We start from the raw sequence: 19,656 nt of genomic DNA, 5'->3' as shown, positions 1-19,656 counted from the left end.
GCCGGCAAGCCCAAGATCGTCGCAACCGTCGCCACCATGCGCAAGCTGCTCACCATCCTCAACGCCATCATCAGGGACGGACGACCATGGCAAAACGCTTGACAAAGAAGACAGTCGCTCTCCCCTCCCGCAGTTCTCGCGGCACCAGACAGTAGCCATGGCGCAGCGCCGCCCTAATTTTCCGCTGCAGGAACAGCCTCCGTCGGGGGCCGGCATTGGGGAGCTCGATGGCGTTCTTCGAAAGCATGCTGACGCTGCTGCTGGTGGCGATCGTCTTCCTGCAATTCTCCAGGAAATTCCGCATCCCTTATCCCACCATGCTGGCGATCGCCGGCGTCATCGTTGCGGCCGTGCCCTGGGCGCCCGAGGTCGCGATCGATCCCGAACTGGCGCTGGCGCTGCTGATCGCACCGGTGCTTTTCGATGCCGCCTACGATCTGCCGCCGCGGACGTTGCGGCGCAACTGGCTGCCGCTCTTCTCGCTCGCCGCCATCGCCGTGATCGTGACGGCCGCAGCCGTTGCCGCCGTCGGCGTGACCATGGCCGGCCTGCCGCTTGCCGCCGCTATCGCACTCGGCGCCATCGTCGCACCGCCGGATGCGGCGGCCGCGACCGCCATGCTCGACCGCTTCGACCTGCCGCGTCAGACCTATGTGATCCTGAAAGGCGAGAGCCTTCTCAACGATGCCGTGGCGCTCCTGATCTTCAGCGCCGCGGTGGCCGCCGCCGCAAGCCCCGCCTTTTTCACTGACGCCCTGGCGGAACTGGCGCTGGCGGTGCCGGGCGGCCTCATCCTCGGTTATCTTCTCGGCCGTCTCTACATGGTCGTTGGGTTGAAGCTCGCCGGCACGCTCGGCGGCACCCTGCTTGAATTCGTCGCCACCTTCGGCACTTGGATCATCGCCGAGCGGTTGCACCTTTCGGCGATCCTCGCCATCGTCGTCTATGCGATGGTGATTGCCCGCTACATGCCCGAGCGCCAGACGGCCCGCCACCGCATCCATTCCTATTCCGTCTGGGAAGCCGCCGTTTTCCTGCTCAACGTGCTGGCCTTCCTGCTGATGGGCCTGCAGGCCCGCCAGATCGTCCTCGACCTCGATCCCGGCCGGCTGAATTTCGCGATCATCCTGGCCGCTGCGGTCTTCGTCACCGTCATCCTCGTGCGTCTGGCCTGGGTGCTCTTCTATAACCGCGCGATCACTTTCCTCGCCGAGCGCGGTTACACCAGACAAGCCGTTCCCACCTTCGCGACCAGCCTGCTGGCCGGCTGGTGCGGCATGCGCGGCCTCGTCACGCTTGCGACCGCGCTCGCTCTGCCGATCGACTTCCCCGATCGCGACATCATCCTGCTCAGCGCACTCGCCGTCGTTCTCGGCACGCTGATCGTCCAGGGCCTGACGCTCGGACCGCTGATCCGCGTCCTGAAATTCGAGCCGGACACCTCTTTGGATCGCGACCTGACCAGAGCCCGGGTCGCGTTGATCGATGCGGCACTGGCCGAACTTGTAGGCGGCGAGGACAAAGCCACCCGCATTCTGCGGGACGTCTACACCTCCGAGCGCGAGATCGCCGCCGACGGCAAACACCCGCGCGAGGTCAACAGGCTCGACAAGCAGCGCCGCAGCGTCATTGCCGCCAAACGCCGCAAACTGGCAGCGATGCGCCGTGCCGACGAAATCGACGACGATGTCTTCCACACGCTGGAACAGGAGCTCGATTGGGCCGAACTCGCCGTCCTGCCGCCCGGCCGCGACGAGATCGTCGAGAGCTGACGCCATCCCTGACGTTTTGATGGATTTCGCAACCGCAGCCAATTGGCGTTTGCTATTTTTCGCCGCTGCCGTTTATATCCGGTTCCATAGCGTTACGATTTTTTCCGATGTGCATTGCGTGCCGGCCTTCCTTTCCAAGATTGGACGCCGGAGGAAATCGCGGGGGCCGAGGCCTTCGTTCACAGCAGCAAGATACGAATAGCATCACTTCATCTTAGCTTCGGCGGCAGTCGATCGGCTGTCGAGATTGGAGGGACCGGTATGACTTACGCGCTTCGACAGATGTTGGTGCTTGGCTGCATCGCAACGTTCATGCCGCTGGCCGCGATGGCGCAAGGCGCCCCGTCCGCCCCTCCTCCCGTCACCGTCGCAAAGCCGGTGGTGCGCGATGTCATCGACAATGACGAGTTCATCGGCCGCTTCCAGCCGGTCGACGAAGTCTCCATCCGCTCGCGCGTCGGCGGCTATCTGCAGGAAGTCCATTTCGAGGATGGCGCTCTGGTGAAGCAGGGCGACCTACTCTTCGTCATCGACCAGCGGCCGTTCATAACAGCGCTCAACCAGGCAAAGGCGGCGCTCGAAGCCTCGCAATCCGCGCTCGTCTTTGCCGACGCGCAGTACAAACGCGCCCAGTCACTCGCATCGAGCGGCAGCCAGTCGGCGCAGACACTGGACGATCGCCGCCGCGAATTCGATTCCGCCGAGGCCAATGTCCGCGGCGCCCAGGCCGCGGCCGATCGCGCTGCTCTCGACATGGAATATACCGAGATCAAGGCGCCGCTCAGCGGCCGCATCGACCGCCGCCTGATCTCGACCGGCAATCTCGTGCAGGCCGACCAGACGGTGCTCACCACCATCGTTTCGCTCGATCCGATCGATTTCTATTTCGACGTCGACGAACGTCGCCTGCTGAATTTTGCCGATACCGCGCGCAAGCAGGGCAAGGATCTTCAATTGGGCGGCGGCGGCGTCGACGTGTCCGTTGCGATCTCGGATCCGACGGCCAAACCCTTCAAGGGAAAACTCGATTTCGCCGAAAACCGGGTCGACAACGAAAGCGGCACCATCCGCATCCGTGCACGCCTGCCAAATCCCGATCTTATTCTTCAGCCGGGCCTCTTCGGCCGCGTCCAGGTCGCAGCCTCCAATACCTATAAGGCTATTCTCGTCCCGGACGAGGCAATCGGCTCGGATCAGAACGAGCGCGTCGTCTATGTGGTTGACCCGCAAGGAAAGGTTTCGACCAAGCCCGTGCGGCCCGGCCCGCGGCTCTACGGCTATCGGGTGATCCGCGAAGGCCTCGACGGCACCGAGACGATCATCGTCAACGGCCTGATGCGCGCCAGGCCGGGTTCGACGATCACGCCGCAGATGAGCGAACTGCCGCAGGAGCGGCAGGACACCCCGCCTGAAGCCGCCAATGCGGAGAGCGGACAATGAGATTCGCGCACTTCTTCGTCGACCGACCGATCTTTGCGGCCGTCATCTCGATTCTCTTTCTCGTCGTCGGCGGCATCGCCTACACGCAACTGCCGGTCTCCCAATATCCGGAGATCGCGCCACCGACCATCGTCGTGCGCACCTCCTATCCCGGCGCCGACCCGCAGACGATCGCCGATACCGTTTCGACTCCGCTCGAACAGCAGATCAACGGCGTCGAAGACATGCTTTACATGTCGTCCTATTCCAGCGCCGACGGCGCCATGTCGCTGACGATCACCTTCAAGCTCGGCACCGATCTCGACAAGGTGCAGGTGCTTGTTCAGAACCGCGTTTCGATCGCGCTGCCGCGACTTCCGGAAGAGGTCCAGCGGCTCGGCGTCACCACCGACAAGAGTTCGCCCGACCTGATGATGGTCGTGCATCTCCTGTCGCCCTCGCATCGCTATGACCAGCTTTACGTTTCGAACTATGCCCGCAACCGCATCCGCGACGTTCTCGTCCGCCTCGACGGCGTCGGCGACGTGCAGATCTTCGGCGAACGCCAGTATTCGATGCGCATCTGGCTCGATCCGGAAAAGCTCTCGGCCTACGGCATGACCTCCGACGACGTCGTCTCCGCCCTGCGGGACCAGAACGTCCAGGTCTCCGGCGGCAAGATCGGCGCGCCGCCGGTGACCGGCAAGAACGCCTTCGAATATACGGTGCGAACGGACGGACGTTTCTCCGATGTGCGCGAATTCCGCTACGTCATCGTCAAATCGACGGGCGCCGGCCGGCTCGTGCAGTTGCAGGATGTCGCCCGCATCGAACTCGGCGCCCAGGACTACGTCACCAACAGCTATCTCAACAACGACCCGGCGGTCGCCCTTGGCGTTTTCGCCCGGCCGGGAACCAATGCGCTGGACACGGCCCATCAGGTCCAGACCCTGATGAAGGAAGTCTCCCAGAATTTCCCGGAGGGCCTGGAATATCGCATCGTCTACGACACCACGGAATTCATCGCGGATTCGATCAGCGAGGTCTATAGAACCATCGCCGAGGCGGCCATCCTGGTGGCGATCGTCGTTCTGGTCTTCCTGCAATCCTGGCGAACCGCGATCATACCGATCGTCGCCATTCCGGTCTCGCTGATCGGCACCTTCGCCATTTTGCTGGCCTTCGGCTTTTCGCTCAACATGCTCACCCTGTTCGGGCTTGTGCTCGCCATCGGCATCGTCGTCGACGACGCGATCGTCGTGGTGGAAAACGTCGAGCGCAATCTGGCGCGCGGGATGACGCCGAAGCAGGCGTCCCATGTGACGATGGACGAAGTCGGAACCGCCGTTGTCGCCATCTCGCTGGTGCTGATCGCCGTGTTCGTGCCGACAGCTTTCATCCCCGGCATATCGGGCCAGTTCTACAGGCAGTTCGCCGTGACGATCTCCGTCACCACTGCGATATCGGCCTTGAATTCGCTGACCCTGTCGCCCGCCCTTGCAGGCATATTGCTGAAGACCCACGACCATGAAACCAGGCGCGCGAATATCGCCACACGGTTTGGAAGAGGTCTCGCCAGCGGTTTCAATCGCGGCTTCGACAGGATGAGCTCCGGCTATTCATGGACTGTGCGGCATCTGGTCAGCAGTTGGGTCGGATTGACAGCGGCGATGGTTGCCTTCGTCTGCCTGCTCGGAGCAACCTGGTACATGAGCACGCGCGTTCCCGCGGGCTTCATCCCGACTATGGACCAGGGTTACGCGATCGTCGTCATCCAGCTTCCCGATGGCGCCTCGCTCGCGCGCACCGACGCCGTCGTCAAGCAGGTGGGCGATATCGCCCGCACCGTGCCCGGGGTCGGCAATGCCGTGCAATTTGCTGGCTTCAGCGGCGCAACCTTCACCAATGCCTCGAATGCGGGCGTCGTCTTCGTGCCGTTCAAATCCTTTGCCGAACGCGAGGAAGGCGGTGAGAACGCCAACAAGATCATCGGCGAGCTTTACGGCAAGCTGCAGAGCATCCAGGAAGCCTTCATCATCGCCATCCCGCCGCCATCCGTCCGTGGCGTCGGCAATTCCGGCGGCTTCAAGATGCAGATTTCCGATCTTGAAAACGCCGACATGACGCGTGTGCTCGGCCTCGCCCGCCAGATGATGGGTGCGGCGGCCACGACGGAAGGGCTGACCGGGGTCTTTACGACATTCTCGGATGCAAGCCCGCAATATTTCCTGTCGATCGACCGTGACAAGGCGCGCTTCCTGAATGTGCCGATCCCAAACATCTTCAACGCGCTTTCCATCAATCTCGGCGTCGCCTACGTCAACGACTTCAATGCGTTCGGCCGTGTCTACCAGGTCCGCGCGCAGGCCGACCGGCAGTATCGCATGGACAGAGAAGACATCCTCGCTTTGAAAGTTCGATCGGCGACCGGCGCCCTGGTTCCGCTTGGAACATTGATGGATATCCAGGATGCCAGCGGCCCGGCGCTTGTCCAACGCTACAACATGTATGTCTCGGTGCCGCTTCAGGGCAATCCGACGCCAGGCACATCGACAGGCGATGCCATCGCGAAGATGGAAGCGCTGGCGGCAAAGATCCTGCCGCAAGGAACCACATTCGAATGGACCGAACTCGCCTACCAGGAGACCCACACCGGCAACACCGCCGTCTATATCTTCGCCCTGTCCGTCGTCTTCGTCTTCCTGGCGCTGGCGGCACAATATGAAAGCTGGGTTCTGCCGCTGGCGATCATTCTCATCGTGCCGCTGGCGGTGCTCGCCGCGCTGATCGGGGTCTCGCTGCGGGGAATGGACAACAATGTGCTGACGCAGATCGGCCTGATCGTGCTGATCGGCCTTGCGGCCAAGAACGCCATTCTGATCGTCGAATTTGCCAGGCAGGCGGAAGACGAGGGCAAGTCGCCGGTGGAAGCGGCCATCGAGGCCAGCCATCTTCGCCTGCGCCCGATCCTGATGACGGCATTCGCCTTCATCTTCGGCGTTCTGCCGCTTGCCATCGCCACCGGCCCCGGCGCCGAGATGCGGCAGTCGCTCGGCACCGCCGTCTTTTCGGGCATGCTTGGCGTGACGATCTTCGGTCTGTTCCTGACGCCGGTCTTCTACGTCGTGCTGCGCGGCTGGCGCCGCGGCCGGCCGGCGGAAAAACCGGTCGAGACCGTCCCGGTGGAAAACGAGACGGTCTGATCCGCTTCGACAGGCGGCCGATAGGGCGCGTCAGGTGGAAAACAGATGCACCTTACCCTGCCACAGCCGGGCGACGGTCAGCTTGCCGCTGCGATAGGCGCGCGTATCGAGATTGAGCCGCCTCGAGCGTATGTCGGGCTCGTCGTTCGGCGTATGACCGTGAACGACGAGCTTCGGCAACGGAACCCGGCTTTCGAGAAACCGCTGGCGGATCATGACCAGATCCTCGTCGGTCTGCTCGCCGAGCGGCAGCTTCGGATTGATGCCGGCATGCACGAAAATCACGCTTGGCGTCTCCAGCATGACAGGCATCGCCCGCATGAAATCGATATGCGTGCGCGGCAGCGACTGGCGGAGGAAGGAATCGAGCTTCGCGCCGGAGGGAAAGACGAGCGGCAAATGCTCGGGATCCAGCCCATAGGATTTCAGCGACTCCGCCGAACCCATCCGCATCCACTCGTCATAGGAAATCCAGCCATCGATATAGTCGAGCATGGCGATTTCGTGATTGCCGGCGAGACAGATGCGATCGAAATCATCCGGCGGCGGCTCCATCAGATGCGCGATGACCTGAGCCGATTCCGGCCCGCGGTCGATATAGTCGCCAAGCGTGACGATCAGCTTACGCCCCGGCAGCCGCGCGGCATCGCGTCGGATCGCCTCCTCGGCTTTCGCGAGCAGATCATAGCGCCCATGGATGTCGCCCATCGCATAGGTCGGGATCGCGGCAATATCCAGCGTCAGACGCGGTCTCGACTGGCGTGCCATTTTCGAAACCTCGCCGTTGCGAGCAAGAGTACCGCTCATCATGTTTCTCGATCAAGAAAGCCCACTTGCCGGTAAGTAGAGTGGAGCACAAGGCAATCAAGCTGGTAAGAAAATTCAAAGCGCTCGGGTTTTGTAGAAAAACCGGCCTTATCATTCGCGGACCGATCCCTCACTCCTGTATTCCGAAAGCATGTCGCGCAAAAGTGTGGAGCGGTTTTCCCAGGCAAAGCGCGAAGCGCTTTTGCGGCAACGACATGCGCAAAACAAAGAGCTAAAGCGCAAGCGGCGTATGTGAAAGATCGCGACGTGCTTTAGCATCGGCCCGACAATCGGGGCGATTTTCGGAAGGCACGAGCCGCGGAGGCCTGTTGCAGCATTGTTTACGCGTCTGAAAGGACGCATGGCGCTGTCGGAAAGAGTGACCGATGGGAACGGTATCGCAGTTTCAGGATAAGGCGAGGCCTCCTGCGCATCGCATCGAAAGTGAAGAGGAGGCGATATCAACCGCCCGCAGCCTCGCCGCCGCCTTCCGGCATCAGGCGAGCGAACGCGATATCAACCGCGTGCTGCCCTTTGCCGAACTCGACACGCTGTCGGTTTCGGGATTGACGGCGATCACCGTTCCGCCCGACTATCAAGGGCTCGACGTGTCGAACGCACTGCTGGCCGAAATCGTCGCAATCATTGCCGAGGGCGACGCCTCGATCGGCGAGACGCTGGAAAACCATTTCTGCGTGCTGGAAACGCTGCGCACCCAGGCGACTGAGGATCTGCAGGCATCGCTGTTTGCCCGTGTGCTGCTCGGCGACCGCTTTGCCGGCGCCACCTTCGCCGAGGGCGCCGAGCTTACGCCCGAAGGCCCGGGCTACCGCTTGCGTGGGCGAACGCGGCAAGCGCCGGGCATTCTCTTTGCCGACTGGATCGCGGCTGCCGCCACCGCTCCACCGAACCGCCTTTTGACGCTCTACCTCGCATGCAACGACGAAGGCCTGCAGCTGATCGACGATTGGGACGGCTTCGGACAGCGCACCAATGGCGCGGCAACGGCGATCGGCGGCTCGCTTCACGTCAATGCCGATGCGATTGCGCCTGCCCCCTCCTCCGACACTTCGACCGGCACCTCGCTCGGCCTGCTGCTCAAGGCAGCCGTCAGCCTGGGTATCGCCCGGGCCGCATGGAGCGACGTGATAACGGCCGTCGGCGATCGCGGCACGACGCTCCTTGCCCGGATCGGCGAATGTGCCATCCGCATCGAAGCGACGGCGGCGGCCTTGGAACGGGCCGGCCGCAAACTCGACATCGCCCAGGTCAATCCGGTAGAGGCGGCGATGGCGGATGCACATTTCTCCGTCTCGGCCGCCGCAATCCTTGCCGGGGAAACGGCACTCGACACCGCAAACGCGCTGTTCGAACTGGCAGGGGAAACATCCGCCGGCATCGGGCTCAATCTCGATCGGCATTGGCGCAATGCCCGCATTCATGCGCTGTCGCTGCCGCGCCAGAAGCTGATGCATGCCGCGGGCGAATACGGGGCAACTCCAGGAAAAGTGCGCAGCGGTTTTCCGTCCGGCGCCTAATTCAGCTGGCGGCGGAGATCGGCACGTCTTCCTTGGCGTCGTCGATGCGGCCACCGGCGGCAACGAATTGTTCGAGGCTCATATTGTCGAGAATGGCGGCGATCGCGTCACGAACATCGGTCATCGAGCGCCGCACCTGACAGGTTTCCGGATCGGCGCAGTCGTCGCAGGCCTCGTAAGCCGTGCGGCTGGCACAGCGGATCGGTGCCAAGGGTCCGTCGAGCGTGCGGATGACATGGCCGATGCGGATTTCGGCGGCCGGCCGCGACAGCGAATACCCGCCGCCCGGCCCCTTCTTCGAGCGCAGGATGCCGACATTGCGCAGTTCCAGCAGGATCGTATCGAGAAACTTCTTCGGGATATTGTTGCGGGCAGCGATGTCATTGATGAAGGCGGTCTCACCCGGCGCCAGACGCGCCAGATCCACCAGCGCCTTCAGCCCATATTTTCCCTTTTTCGTCAGCATCGTCGTTGCCCTGTAGAAAACGCAGTATTTATCCTGCCAATAGCAGGCAAATAGCGTCAAAAGCATGAACATACAACAAAATAGCTATTATTTATAGCTTATATCGGCAACATCCACAGACCCATTGTCGGTCTCGAAAAGGATCGGTCCGCCGCACGCCTTGCCCGGCCGCCCATCAGATCGTCTTCAGCATACCGCCATCGACAAAATAGGTGGAGCCGACGCAATAACTCGCGCGCTTCGAACTCAGGAAGACGAAGACGTTGGCCAGCTCTTCCGGCGTCCCGAACCGCTTGGAGGCGGCGTGCTCGTTGGCGACGCTCTGCAGGTAGCCCTCCCAGTCCCCGCCGGTTTCGGCGGTCAACTGCTTGGCGGTCTTGATCCAGTCGGGCGTCAGGATCAGGCCGGCATTGACGCAGTTGACGCGGATATTGTCCTTGATGAGTTCGGTCGAAAGCGTCTTCGAAAACATCATCAGCGCCGATTTGCTGACATTGTAGATCGGCTCGTACCAGAGCGGCTGGACGGCGCAGATCGAGGCATTGTGCAGGATCACGCCGCCGCCGCGTTCCTTCATCTGCGGGGCGATGCCGCGCGCCAGCCGCACGGCGGCCATCACATGCAGGTCCCAATAGCTCTGCCACTTCTCGTCGGGCGCCTCCATCACCGTCTCGTTTGAGCCGGTGCCGGCATTGTTGATGAGAATATCGGCGCCGCCTTTTTCGGCCGCCGCCGCAATGATCGCCTCGGTTCCGGCAACCGTCGCCACATCCGCGGCAATCGCGGCAGCGCTGACGCCGTACGCCCCGGCGATCCGGGCGGCTTCCGCCTCGAGCCGTTCGCCGCCGCGGGCCGCGAGCACAAGATTGGAACCCTCGGCCGCCAGCCCCTCGGCGATCGCCAAGCCTATACCGACAGAGGCGCCTGTTATGACGGCGGTCTTTCCCTTCAGTCCCAGATCCATATTTTCCTCCGCGCGAGCGGCCGACGGTGCCGGCCTGATGTGGGGAGTGTTCCGTCAATGCAATCGGGCGTCAAGCACCCAAACGCCTCTTGCGGCCGGCGCCGATCTGTCACAGCCTGTGTCCATATGCGAGGAGTTTTCATGCGACGTTATTCAGCCTGCATAGAATGGCTGTTTGCCGAGGACGGCGACAGTTTTCCCGATCGCATCCGCCGCGCCCATGCGAGCGGCCTGACGGCGATCGAATTCTGGCGCTGGACCGACAAGGATCTGGAGGCGATCGAGGCAGCACTTGATGAAACCGGTCTTGCCGTCACCAGCCTCGTCGCCGAGCCGATGATCGCACTGACCGACGTCGGCAACCGGCAGGCCTGGCTGAACGGCTTGGCCCAATCCGTCGCAGTGGCAAAGCGTCTCGGCGCGCCGGTGCTGATTGCCCAGGCCGGCGACGATCTTCCCGGCGTGAGCCGCACAGAGCAGTGCCGAGCGCTCACTGAAACACTGAAGGCCGGCGCCGATATTCTTGCGGGCAGCGGTGTGCGCCTCAGCGTCGAGCCGCTGAACATCCGCATCGACCATGTCGGCTATTTCCTCGATTCGACCCGCGAAGGTCTCGACATCATCGATGACGTCGCCCGCCCCGAGATCGGCATCGTCTACGACCTCTACCATTCCGCCGTGATGGACGAGCGCACGGAAGAGGTGCTGGACGGCCGTCTCGACCGTATTTTCCACGTCCATGTCGCCGATCACCCCGGCCGCAACGAACCCGGCTCCGGCGGCATCGACCTGGCCCACCGCCTCGGCTGGATCTTCGCCAACGGCTATGACGGCGCCGTCGGCCTCGAATACCGGCCGACCAGACCCGGCGCTGACGCGGTCAGGGTCGCAATCGCCTCGCTGGAGGGCTAGGTCGGATTTGCGCCTTCGGCAAAGGCCTCAAGCTCGGGGTCGAAATCGACCTCGACGACATTGTTGAAGACCGCGGTGGCCAGCATGATGCCGGCAAAGGCGACGAGATCGACCAGCACCTTGGTCTGGTAGCGTGCTTTCAGCTTTGCCCAGAGTTCGGTGGGCACGGCATTGGAATCGGCAACGATCGCCTTGCCGAAGGCGTCGAGCAGCGCTTCCTCCTCGGAAAATTCCAGCGCGTCGGGATCGAAGCCGTTATTGATCAACGCCCGGCGAAAGAAAGTGATGGCGATCTTCGATTTCGCCGCCTTCGAAATCGCATGCGAAAAGATCCAGATCGCCCGGTCGCTGATGACTGGGTTGAGCTCAGCCCGCAGGGTGAACCATTCGGCGTAGATGCGATGGGCGGTGGGCGAATGTAACAGCGTCCGCTTCATATTGGTCATGCGCCCGCGCAGCCTGACTTCCTCGTCATGCGCCGCACGAACCTCTTCAGAAGCGGTGTCGTAGTCGATCTGCGGCAGATGGCTCATCGGGGTTGCTCTTTCCTTTTGCTACGGCGGCTATCGGGCGCCTGGCGGCAAATCCGCTTGGCCGCCGCGCCGCGCCCGCCTAGACTGACCAAATCCGAGATGGAGGCAAGGCATGAGCGACGACCACGAGCATCACCCCATCGACTGGCGGGAACATGGCGTCAAGGTCATTCCCGGCAATTCGCTCGATCCGAACACCGCGCAGACGCCGGGGATGAACCGTGCGACGGCCATCAACAATGCCCGCGCCGGCGCCGAGAAGATCTGGGCCGGCACGGTGACGATCCACGCCAACGCCAAGACCGGCGCCCATCATCACGGCGATCTCGAAAGCATCATCTACGTCGTCAAAGGCAAGGCCCGCATGCGCTGGGGCGAGCACCTGGAATATACCGCCGAGGCCGGTCCCGGCGATTTCATCTATGTCCCGCCTTATGTGCCGCACCAGGAGATCAACGCCAGCCGCGACGAGACGCTGGAATGCGTGCTCGTCCGCTCAGGCCAGGAACCCGTCGTCGTCAATCTCGACATCGAGCCGGTGGAAAAGCCGGAAGACGTGCCCTGGATCGACCCGATCCATCGCTGACGCCAGCGTCCGTCAGGCGTGAACCGCATCCGCACCGCTCAGGGCCGGCTTCTCGATGACCCGGCCGGTATCGGCGGCATAAAGATGGATCGCATCGTGGTCGATCGCGATGCCGATCGGGTCGCCCGACTTCACGGTCACGGCCTCGGTCAGCGCCACGGCAAAGGGCAGCCCGTCGAAATCGGCGTGGACGACGCGGCTCGCGCCGAGCTCCTCGATGAAGTCGGCCGTCGCCACCAGGGCGCCGGGCGCATCCGGGGCCACCAGCCGGGCGGCCTCGGCGCGCATGCCGAGCACGACGCGTTTGCCCTTCAGCGATGCGGCGCGCTCGCGCGGCAGCGCGATCTTACGGCTCTGGTCGTAGACGAAGACGCCCTCGTCGTTGATCGTGCCTTCGAGCAGGTTCATCGCCGGCGTGCCGACGAAGCCGGCGACGAAACGCGAGACCGGATGATGATAGACCTCCTCCGGAGTGCCGACCTGCTCGACCCTGCCGCCGTTCATCACCACCAGCCGGTCGGCCAGCGTCATCGCCTCGGTCTGATCATGGGTGACGAAGATCGAGGTGGCGCCGAGACGGCGGTGCAGGCGGCGGATTTCGGCGCGCATGGCGATGCGCAGCTTGGCGTCGAGGTTCGACAGCGGCTCGTCGAAGAGAAACACCTTCGGTTCACGGATCATCGCGCGGCCCATGGCGACGCGCTGGCGCTGGCCGCCGGAAAGGGCGGCCGGCCGGCGGTCGAGGAAGGCTTCGAGGCTGAGTGCCTTGGCGACCTCGGCGACGCGGCGCTCACGCTCCGCCTTCGAGACCCTCGCCACTTTCAGGGCATAACCGATATTCTCGGCGACTGTCATGTGCGGATAGAGCGCATAGTTCTGGAACACCATGGCGCAGCCGCGCTCGCGCGGCTCCAGCTGGTTGACGACGCGGCCGTCAATGGCGATTTCGCCGCCGCTGATCTCCTCGAGGCCGGCGATCATGCGCAGCAGCGTGGACTTGCCGCAGCCGGACGGACCGAGGATGACGATGAATTCGCCCGACTGGATCTCCAGGTCGACGCCGTGAACGACGGGTTGCTTGCCGTAGCTCTTCTTCACATCACGGATTGAGATCGGTGCCACAGGACTGCTCCTTCACTTCTCGGTGGAGATAAGGCCGCGCACGAACCAGCGCTGCATCAGGATGACGAGCAGCAACGGCGGCGACATGATGATAAGTGTACCTGCCATGGCGACGTTCCAGTCGGGCAGGCCGAATTCGGACGGGATCAGGGTCTTCAACTGCGTCACCGCAATGCCGAAATTCGGATCGGTGGTGACGAGCAGCGGCCAGAGATACTGGTTCCAGGCCCAGACGAACATGATGGTGAACAGCGCGATCATGTTCGAGCGCGACAGCGGCAGCAGGATGTCGATGAAAAACCGAACGGCGCCGGCGCCGTCCATCTTCGTCGCCTCGGCAAGCTCGTCCGGAACGGTCAGGTAGAACTGGCGGTAAAGGAAGGTGCCGGTCGCGGTGGCGACGAGCGGCGCCACCAGGCCGGTATAGGAATTCAAAAGGCCCCATTCGAGCTTGATCTGGATGCCGGACACCCAGGCGACCAGCGCGGTGATTCCGGTGATATCGAGGATCGTCTGAAAAGGCTGCAGCGCGTTGGCGGCAATCGAATAGGTCGGCACGATGCGCACTTCCAGCGGCAGCATCAGCGTGATGAAGATGATCCAGAAGATCAGGTGCCGGCCGCGGAAGCGGAAGTAGACGATCGAGAAGGCGGCCATGGCGGAAAGGATGACCTTGCCGGCGCCGACCGCAGTGGCGAAGATGATGCTGTGGATCAACTTGTTGCCGAGATCGGCGCGGGTCCAGGCAGCCTGCGCATTTTCCCAGAAATGCGAACCCGGGGTCAGCGGCAGCGGCACGCGATTGACCGTCTCCAGATCGAGCGTCGATGCGATGATGACGATGACGAAAGGCAGAAGCGCGATCACCATGCCGAGCGCGAGAATGGTATAGCAGATGAAGTTGAATATCGGCGTGCGTTCGATCATATCAGCGACCTCACTTGTAGTGCACGCGCCGCTCGATGAAGCGGAACTGGAAAATGGTGAGCAGAACGACGAGCGCCATCAGGATGATCGACTGGGCGGCAGCGCCCGAATAATCGAGCCCCCTGAAACCGTCGAAATAGATCTTGTAGACCATGAGTTCGGTCGCGCGCGCAGGTCCGCCCTGGGTCATGACGTCGACGATGCCGAAGGAATCCTGGAAGCTTTCGGTGATGTTGATGACGAGCAGGAAAAACAATGTCGGCGTCAGCAGCGGCAGCTGGAGATCCCACATGCGGCGCAGCGGCCCCGAACCGTCCATGGCCGCCGCCTCGATCAGCGAACGCGGAATCCCCTGAAGCGCTGAAAGGAAGAAGATGAAATTATAGCCGATATATTTCCAGGAAAAGGCAATGATGACGGCGATCATCGCGTCCTTGCCGTCGAGCGCCGGGTTCCAGAGCCCGGGCCAGACATGGTTGATGACCGACAGGAGGCCGGCCTCCGGCGCCAGGATGAAGCGGAAGGCGAGACCGAGAGCCGGCGCGGCAATCGCGTAAGGCCAGATGAAAACCGACCGGTAGATTTTGTGGCCGCGCAGTTCACGGTCCGTCAACAGCGCCAGGATGAGCGCCATCCCCATGGCGATCGCCGTCGAGCTGAAGCCGAAGACCATGCTGCGGGTGATCGACTCCCAATAGATCGGATCGCTGAGCAGCTGCTTGAAATTGTCGAAACCGACCCATGCATTGCCGCCGCCCCATGGCTGCTCGAGCGTGAACGCCCAATAGAGCGCCTGCGCACTCGGCCAATAGAAGAAGACGAAGATCAGCAGCAGCATCGGAAAGGCGAAGAGCAGTCCGATCGTCGTCGAGGAGAAAGTGACGCGCTTTTCCATGAGTGGTCGTTTTCGCCGTGATTTGGTTTCGCGCGGGCAGCAGCAATGCATCCGCGACCGATAAAAAGAACTTGCGAAGACGCACCCGGCACGCGCAAAGCGGGCCGGGTGCGTCTGATATCAGTCGATCAAGGGAGCTGAACGTTCTTGTAGGTCTGCTGGAAGCGGCGCAGCAACTGGTTGCCGCGTTCGGCAGCACCGTCGAGCGAAGCCTGGACGTCGGCATTGTTGACGAAGATAGCCTGCAGACCGTTGGCGAGCTCGGTGCGGACCTGCAGCAGGCCACCGAGGCGGATGCCGTGCGGCGCAGTGTCGTCGGCAGGCGATGCGGTCAGGCTCTGAATGGCGAGTTCGCGGCCGGCATATGGTGCCTTATCGTAGAAGCCCTGCTTCTTCAGGTACTCGAAGCCGGAATTACGAACCGGGATATAGCCGGTCACGGTCGACCAGGTGAGGGCTTCTTCCGGCTTGGCGATGAAGTTGAAGAAGGCAGCGGCAGCCTTGTATTCGGCGTCGGTATGACCCTTCAGAACCCAGAGCGAAGCGCCGCCGACATAGGAGCTGTGGCGGGTTGCATTGCCGTAGGTCGGCAGCATCGCAACGTCCCAGTTCATGCCCTGCTTGGCGGTGCGGCCGATATTGCCGTGGTCGCCGACCGAGGTCAGGATGACCTGGCAATCGCCGGCGGCGAAGGCTTCGACGAAGGTCTGGCCGACGGCCTTGTTCTTGATGAAGGCCAGCTTGTTGTCGTACCAGGACTTGAGGTCCTTGATGTAGCTGACGAGAAGCGGGTTCTTGTTGTAGGTCAGCTCGGCGTCGAGGCCTTCGAAGCCGTTCTTCTTCGTTGCGATTGCTTCGCCGTTCACGGCTTCGAACTGCTCGATATACTGCCAGACTTCGTTGTTGGAGATGTCGAAGGCGAGCGGGCAGGCATAACCGGCATCCTTCAGAGCCTTGAAATCTTCGCCGGCTTCCTGCCAGGTGGCCGGAGCATGGTCCTTGCCGATCTTGGCGAAGGCGTCCTTGTTCCAGTAGAGCAGCGCGGTCGAGGAGTTGAAGGGGAAGGAATACATCTCGCCCTTCGACGTCGCATAATAGTTTGCGATGCCGGAGAAATAATCCTTCCAGTCGACGGTGTAGCCCATGTCGGTCATCAGCTGGTTGGCCGGGTAGTAGGCGCCGGAAAGCATGATGTCGAGCGTGCCGGCGTCGGAGACCTGAGCGATGGTCGGCTGCTTGCCGGCGCGGAAGGCGGCGATCGTGTTCTGCAGGGAGGCATCGTAGCTGCCCTGGCTGGTGCAGACGACTTCGTAATCGGCCTGGGACTGGTTGAACCGATCGCACTGTTCCTGGACGCGCTTTGCGATGTCGCCGGAATTGCCGAACCAGAAGTCAATCTTGGTCTTATCGGCAGCGGCAGCGGGACCGGCAAGAAACGCTGTAGCGAGAAGGGCGCCAACGGCGCCGAGAAGCTTGGATCGCATGAGAACCTCGAACGTAAAAGGGACGCGCACTTTCGGCGCACGCCCTATTAGCTGGTCCATATTGCCGCGGCCAATGAATATTACATGACATGAAACGATCGAAATCGTGCCGTCACAAAACCTTCATTCGAATGTTATTTGCCACAGCCGAGGCTATATTTAGAGAAGCCTCGCCAGCCTCCCCAGCGCACTGCCGAACAATTATATTTGTATGCGAATAATCAGGATTATCAAGGGTTTTCAATATTTGCCTATATTGCGATGCAGCATCGCTATTGGCGAATACTCGCGCATGAAAACTTGCAGATTCGGTTATCTCTTAGCCCTTGCACTGCTGTGCAACGCCTGGTTCCAGCCCTGGAATTAGAGGAAATCCTTCAAAATTGCAGCAAAACGGGGATCGAATGCGCGGCTGATCGGCCCAGCGGCAGCGCCTATTGCCACCGACCAGGGATCGGCCATGCCGGGCTGCAGGCGCGGCAGCATGCGACCGGGTCGTTCAGCGATTGAGGGCAGCAACGGGCCGATGGCCGCTATCAACATGTTCACCAGCGCTTCCGGCGCACTGCCGCAGAGGATCACGGTCTGCGGATCGAAAACCGTTTCGATGAGATGGATGCTCCAGCGCAGGTCTGCCGCCGCCGCCTCGATCCAGGTCTCGATGCTTGGATCGCCCCTTGAGGCAAGGTCGTTGATGCGCGCATGGAGGTCGGGAGCGGCAGGATCGGCCGAGAGATGCTGATAGAGCGAGGCGAGCGAAGCGCGATGTTCGAGCGGCGTCGATTTGCCGTCGGCAAACAGCAGCGCCATGCCGATCTCGCCGGCATTGCCGTTGGCGCCGCAGTAGAGCTCGCCGTTCAGGATAAGGCCGGCGCCGATGCCGTAGCCGACGAAGAGGCAGACGGCATGGTCGAGACCATGGGCGGCTCCAACCATACGCTCGGCGGTCGCCGCCGCCGCCGCATCGTTCTGCAGGCCGACATCGAGGCCGGTGCCGGCGGTCAGTGTGTCCAGCAGCGGAAACTTCTGCCAGGCCTCCATCATCCACGGATCGTCGCCGCTGCCTGCCACCCCGAAGGGTCCCGGCATGGCGGCACCGAGGCCGACCAGCCGCTTTTCAGACTGCTGGACGATGCCGGCCAGCCTGGAACGCACATCGGCGACAAGATCGAGGATGACCTTTGTTCCCGTCGACGGGCCTCCTGGCGGGAGGCCGGCTTCTGCGCGCACGAGAACGCTGCCGATGAGATCGACGGCAACCGCCCGCGTCACATGCCGGTCGATCTGCAGGCCGATCGCGAAGGCGCCTTCGGGCACCAGCCGATAGGGCGTCGAGGGCTGCCCCCTGCCCTTGCGCACCGGCTCCTGCGAACGGACGAGCCCATCGCGATCGAGTTCCTCGATGATATTGGACACCGTCTGCTTGGTCAGCCACGTTGCCCGCGCCAGATCGGCCCGTGAAAGCTGACCGTTGATCCTCAAGGCATCGATCATCACGCGCCGGTTATGCGCGCTGGTGCCTTCGTGGTTGGTGCCGCTCTTGGCCCGGATCGGCCTGACGTCATTCATGTGCAATTGCCTCTTGACTCCAGTAGAATGTTCAAGAAGTAATAAGTCAAGACAATTGACTTAATAAGGGACCGGAGAGTTCCAGGGAACGCAGGATGCCGACTACGGCTCCGACGACGCTCCGAGACGATTTCTCGATACCGATGGCGGAGGGCCGCCCTCGGCAATGCGTAAATGTCACAAACTGGAGGCTGCAATGCTGAAATCTCTTACCAAGACGCTTCTGGGTGCGGCCTTGATCGGCGCATCGCTTGCCCCGCATGCTTTCGCCGAAACGACCCTGAACGCGCTTTTCATGGCACAGGCCGCCTATAGCGAGGCCGACGTGCGCGCCATGACCGACGCCTTCGCCAAGGCGAACCCCGACATCAAAGTCAATCTCGAATTCGTTCCCTATGAAGGTCTGCACGACAAAACGGTGCTGGCGCAGGGCTCCGGCGGCGGTTACGACGTCGTGCTTTTCGACGTCATCTGGCCGGCCGAATACGCCACCAACAAGGTGCTAGTCGACGTCTCCTCCCGCATTACCGAGGAGATGAAGAAGGGTGTGCTGCCGGGCGCCTGGACCACCGTGCAGTATGACGGCAAATATTACGGCATGCCGTGGATCCTCGACACCAAATACCTGTTCTACAACAAGGAAATCCTCGAAAAGGCCGGCATCAAGGCGCCGCCGAAGACCTGGGACGAGCTGACCGAGCAGGCGAAGGCGATCAAGGACAAGGGCTTGCTCGCCACCCCGATCGCCTGGAGCTGGTCGCAGGCCGAAGCCGCGATCTGCGACTACACCACCCTCGTCAGCGCCTATGGCGGCGATTTCCTCAAGGACGGCAAGCCGGCCTTCCAGACCGGTGGCGGCCTCGATGCGCTGAAATACATGGTCTCCAGCTATTCCTCCGGCCTGACCAATCCCAACTCCAAGGAGTTCCTGGAAGAGGACGTCCGCAAGGTCTTCGAAAACGGCGATGCCGCCTTCGCGCTGAACTGGACCTACATGTACAACATGGCCAACGACCCGAAGGACAGCAAGGTCGCGGGCAAGGTCGGCGTCGTGCCGGCACCGGGCGTTGCCGGCAAAAGCCAGGCGTCGGCCGTCAACGGCTCGATGGGCCTCGGCATCACCTCTGCCAGCCAGCATCCCGACGAGGCCTGGAAATACATCACCTTCATGACCTCGCAGGCCACACAAAATGCCTATGCCAAGCTCAGCCTGCCGATCTGGGCCTCCTCCTACGAGGATCCTGGTGTCACCAAAGGCCAGGAAGAACTGATCTCCGCCGCCAAGGTCGGCCTTGCCGCCATGTATCCGCGCCCGACGACGCCGAAATATCAGGAGCTTTCCACGGCGCTGCAGCAGGCAATCCAGGAATCGCTGCTCGGCCAGTCCGCGCCGGAGGACGCGCTGAAGTCGGCCGCCGACAATAGCGGTCTCTGAGCAGCCCCCAAAGCCCCGGGCGGC

The 19,656-nt window shown here is 62.3% G+C and carries 16 protein-coding genes and 1 pseudogene; 8 read left to right on the top strand and 9 right to left on the bottom strand.

The window, feature by feature from the left end:
• The 4 genes and pseudogenes from ATY75_RS34075 to ATY75_RS21340 form a co-directional block, all read left to right on the top strand.
• A pseudogene (locus ATY75_RS34075) lies at positions 1 to 102 on the top strand (IS110 family transposase); the annotation flags it as partial.
• A 125-nt stretch (positions 103 to 227) separates the two neighbouring features.
• A complete protein-coding gene (locus ATY75_RS21350) occupies positions 228 to 1,772 on the top strand; it encodes a cation:proton antiporter (protein WP_088939097.1) in 1,545 nt (514 codons plus the stop codon).
• A 261-nt stretch (positions 1,773 to 2,033) separates the two neighbouring features.
• A complete protein-coding gene (locus tag ATY75_RS21345; protein WP_049731703.1) occupies positions 2,034 to 3,212 on the top strand; it encodes an efflux RND transporter periplasmic adaptor subunit in 1,179 nt (392 codons plus the stop codon).
• The gene (locus ATY75_RS21340; RefSeq protein WP_088939096.1) at positions 3,209 to 6,394 is read left to right on the top strand and encodes a multidrug efflux RND transporter permease subunit; all 3,186 of its coding nucleotides are present in this window, start codon (positions 3,209 to 3,211) and stop codon (positions 6,392 to 6,394) included. Before ATY75_RS21345 ends, ATY75_RS21340 begins: the two co-directional genes overlap by 4 nt.
• Before the next feature lie 30 nt (positions 6,395 to 6,424).
• On the opposite strand, the gene ATY75_RS21335 is transcribed toward ATY75_RS21340, so the two are convergent.
• Positions 6,425 to 7,201, bottom strand: coding sequence for a metallophosphoesterase (locus tag ATY75_RS21335; RefSeq protein WP_190241398.1), 777 nt, complete (start codon positions 7,199 to 7,201; stop codon positions 6,425 to 6,427).
• Between the two features lie 386 nt (positions 7,202 to 7,587).
• On the opposite strand from ATY75_RS21335, the gene ATY75_RS21330 reads away from it, so the two are divergent.
• Entirely contained in the window at positions 7,588 to 8,739 is a 1,152-nt protein-coding gene (locus ATY75_RS21330; RefSeq protein WP_088939095.1) for a monooxygenase, read from the top strand.
• A gap of 1 nt (position 8,740) precedes the next feature.
• On the opposite strand, the gene ATY75_RS21325 is transcribed toward ATY75_RS21330, so the two are convergent.
• Both ATY75_RS21325 and ATY75_RS21320 read right to left on the bottom strand, forming a co-directional pair.
• A complete protein-coding gene (locus tag ATY75_RS21325) occupies positions 8,741 to 9,205 on the bottom strand; it encodes an Rrf2 family transcriptional regulator (RefSeq protein WP_064841429.1) in 465 nt (154 codons plus the stop codon).
• 175 nt (positions 9,206 to 9,380) lie between these two features.
• Complete coding sequence (locus ATY75_RS21320) at positions 9,381 to 10,169, bottom strand: SDR family oxidoreductase (protein ID WP_088939094.1); 789 nt, start codon at positions 10,167 to 10,169, stop codon at positions 9,381 to 9,383.
• A 141-nt stretch (positions 10,170 to 10,310) separates the two neighbouring features.
• Between ATY75_RS21320 and ATY75_RS21315 the strand changes: the two genes are divergently transcribed.
• Positions 10,311 to 11,081 carry a TIM barrel protein gene (locus ATY75_RS21315; RefSeq protein WP_088939093.1) on the top strand — a complete coding sequence of 257 codons (771 nt, stop codon included), beginning with the start codon at positions 10,311 to 10,313 and terminating at the stop codon, positions 11,079 to 11,081.
• Here ATY75_RS21315 and ATY75_RS21310 read toward each other — a convergent pair.
• Positions 11,078 to 11,614, bottom strand: a complete 537-nt coding sequence (locus ATY75_RS21310; RefSeq protein WP_088939092.1) for a hypothetical protein — start codon at positions 11,612 to 11,614, stop codon at positions 11,078 to 11,080. The genes ATY75_RS21315 and ATY75_RS21310 overlap by 4 nt on opposite strands.
• Before the next feature lie 112 nt (positions 11,615 to 11,726).
• On the opposite strand from ATY75_RS21310, the gene ATY75_RS21305 reads away from it, so the two are divergent.
• A complete protein-coding gene (locus ATY75_RS21305; RefSeq protein ID WP_088939091.1) occupies positions 11,727 to 12,200 on the top strand; it encodes a cupin domain-containing protein in 474 nt (157 codons plus the stop codon).
• A gap of 12 nt (positions 12,201 to 12,212) precedes the next feature.
• On the opposite strand, the gene ATY75_RS21300 is transcribed toward ATY75_RS21305, so the two are convergent.
• The 5 genes from ATY75_RS21300 to ATY75_RS21280 all read right to left on the bottom strand — a co-directional run bounded on the left by ATY75_RS21300 (position 12,213) and on the right by ATY75_RS21280 (position 18,197).
• Positions 12,213 to 13,322 (bottom strand): sn-glycerol-3-phosphate import ATP-binding protein UgpC, encoded by a 1,110-nt coding sequence (locus tag ATY75_RS21300; protein ID WP_088939090.1) that lies wholly within the window; start codon positions 13,320 to 13,322, stop codon positions 12,213 to 12,215.
• 12 nt (positions 13,323 to 13,334) lie between these two features.
• Positions 13,335 to 14,249: an ABC transporter permease subunit gene (locus ATY75_RS21295; RefSeq protein WP_088939089.1), complete on the bottom strand. Its 915-nt coding sequence runs from the start codon at positions 14,247 to 14,249 to the stop codon at positions 13,335 to 13,337.
• A 10-nt stretch (positions 14,250 to 14,259) separates the two neighbouring features.
• The gene (locus tag ATY75_RS21290; RefSeq protein WP_088939088.1) at positions 14,260 to 15,144 is read right to left on the bottom strand and encodes a sugar ABC transporter permease; all 885 of its coding nucleotides are present in this window, start codon (positions 15,142 to 15,144) and stop codon (positions 14,260 to 14,262) included.
• A 128-nt stretch (positions 15,145 to 15,272) separates the two neighbouring features.
• Positions 15,273 to 16,628, bottom strand: coding sequence for an extracellular solute-binding protein (locus ATY75_RS21285; RefSeq protein ID WP_088939087.1), 1,356 nt, complete (start codon positions 16,626 to 16,628; stop codon positions 15,273 to 15,275).
• Positions 16,629 to 16,991: 363 nt separating this feature from the next.
• Positions 16,992 to 18,197 (bottom strand): ROK family transcriptional regulator, encoded by a 1,206-nt coding sequence (locus tag ATY75_RS21280; RefSeq protein WP_088939086.1) that lies wholly within the window; start codon positions 18,195 to 18,197, stop codon positions 16,992 to 16,994.
• 196 nt (positions 18,198 to 18,393) lie between these two features.
• Between ATY75_RS21280 and ATY75_RS21275 the strand changes: the two genes are divergently transcribed.
• Positions 18,394 to 19,632 (top strand): extracellular solute-binding protein, encoded by a 1,239-nt coding sequence (locus ATY75_RS21275; RefSeq protein WP_088939085.1) that lies wholly within the window; start codon positions 18,394 to 18,396, stop codon positions 19,630 to 19,632.
• Positions 19,633 to 19,656 lie beyond the last annotated feature (24 nt).

Source organism: Rhizobium sp. N122, from assembly GCF_002211295.1.
Taxonomy (GTDB): Bacteria; Pseudomonadota; Alphaproteobacteria; order Rhizobiales; family Rhizobiaceae; genus Rhizobium.
The sequence above is the reverse complement of the archived record's forward strand: the minus strand, read 5'-3'. Positions and strand labels throughout refer to the sequence as shown.

Coding starts and splice junctions, on each gene's coding strand:
- ATY75_RS21285 (WP_088939087.1), bottom strand. CDS start 16,628: ATGCGATCCAAGCTTCTCGGCGCCGTTGGCGCCCTTCTCGCTACAGCG.
- ATY75_RS21325 (WP_064841429.1), bottom strand. CDS start 9,205: ATGCTGACGAAAAAGGGAAAATATGGGCTGAAGGCGCTGGTGGATCTG.
- ATY75_RS21340 (WP_088939096.1), top strand. CDS start 3,209: ATGAGATTCGCGCACTTCTTCGTCGACCGACCGATCTTTGCGGCCGTC.
- ATY75_RS21275 (WP_088939085.1), top strand. CDS start 18,394: ATGCTGAAATCTCTTACCAAGACGCTTCTGGGTGCGGCCTTGATCGGC.
- ATY75_RS21305 (WP_088939091.1), top strand. CDS start 11,727: ATGAGCGACGACCACGAGCATCACCCCATCGACTGGCGGGAACATGGC.
- ATY75_RS21350 (WP_088939097.1), top strand. CDS start 228: ATGGCGTTCTTCGAAAGCATGCTGACGCTGCTGCTGGTGGCGATCGTC.
- ATY75_RS21295 (WP_088939089.1), bottom strand. CDS start 14,249: ATGATCGAACGCACGCCGATATTCAACTTCATCTGCTATACCATTCTC.
- ATY75_RS21345 (WP_049731703.1), top strand. CDS start 2,034: ATGACTTACGCGCTTCGACAGATGTTGGTGCTTGGCTGCATCGCAACG.
- ATY75_RS21280 (WP_088939086.1), bottom strand. CDS start 18,197: ATGAATGACGTCAGGCCGATCCGGGCCAAGAGCGGCACCAACCACGAA.
- ATY75_RS21335 (WP_190241398.1), bottom strand. CDS start 7,201: ATGAGCGGTACTCTTGCTCGCAACGGCGAGGTTTCGAAAATGGCACGC.
- ATY75_RS21315 (WP_088939093.1), top strand. CDS start 10,311: ATGCGACGTTATTCAGCCTGCATAGAATGGCTGTTTGCCGAGGACGGC.
- ATY75_RS21320 (WP_088939094.1), bottom strand. CDS start 10,169: ATGGATCTGGGACTGAAGGGAAAGACCGCCGTCATAACAGGCGCCTCT.
- ATY75_RS21310 (WP_088939092.1), bottom strand. CDS start 11,614: ATGAGCCATCTGCCGCAGATCGACTACGACACCGCTTCTGAAGAGGTT.
- ATY75_RS21330 (WP_088939095.1), top strand. CDS start 7,588: ATGGGAACGGTATCGCAGTTTCAGGATAAGGCGAGGCCTCCTGCGCAT.
- ATY75_RS21290 (WP_088939088.1), bottom strand. CDS start 15,144: ATGGAAAAGCGCGTCACTTTCTCCTCGACGACGATCGGACTGCTCTTC.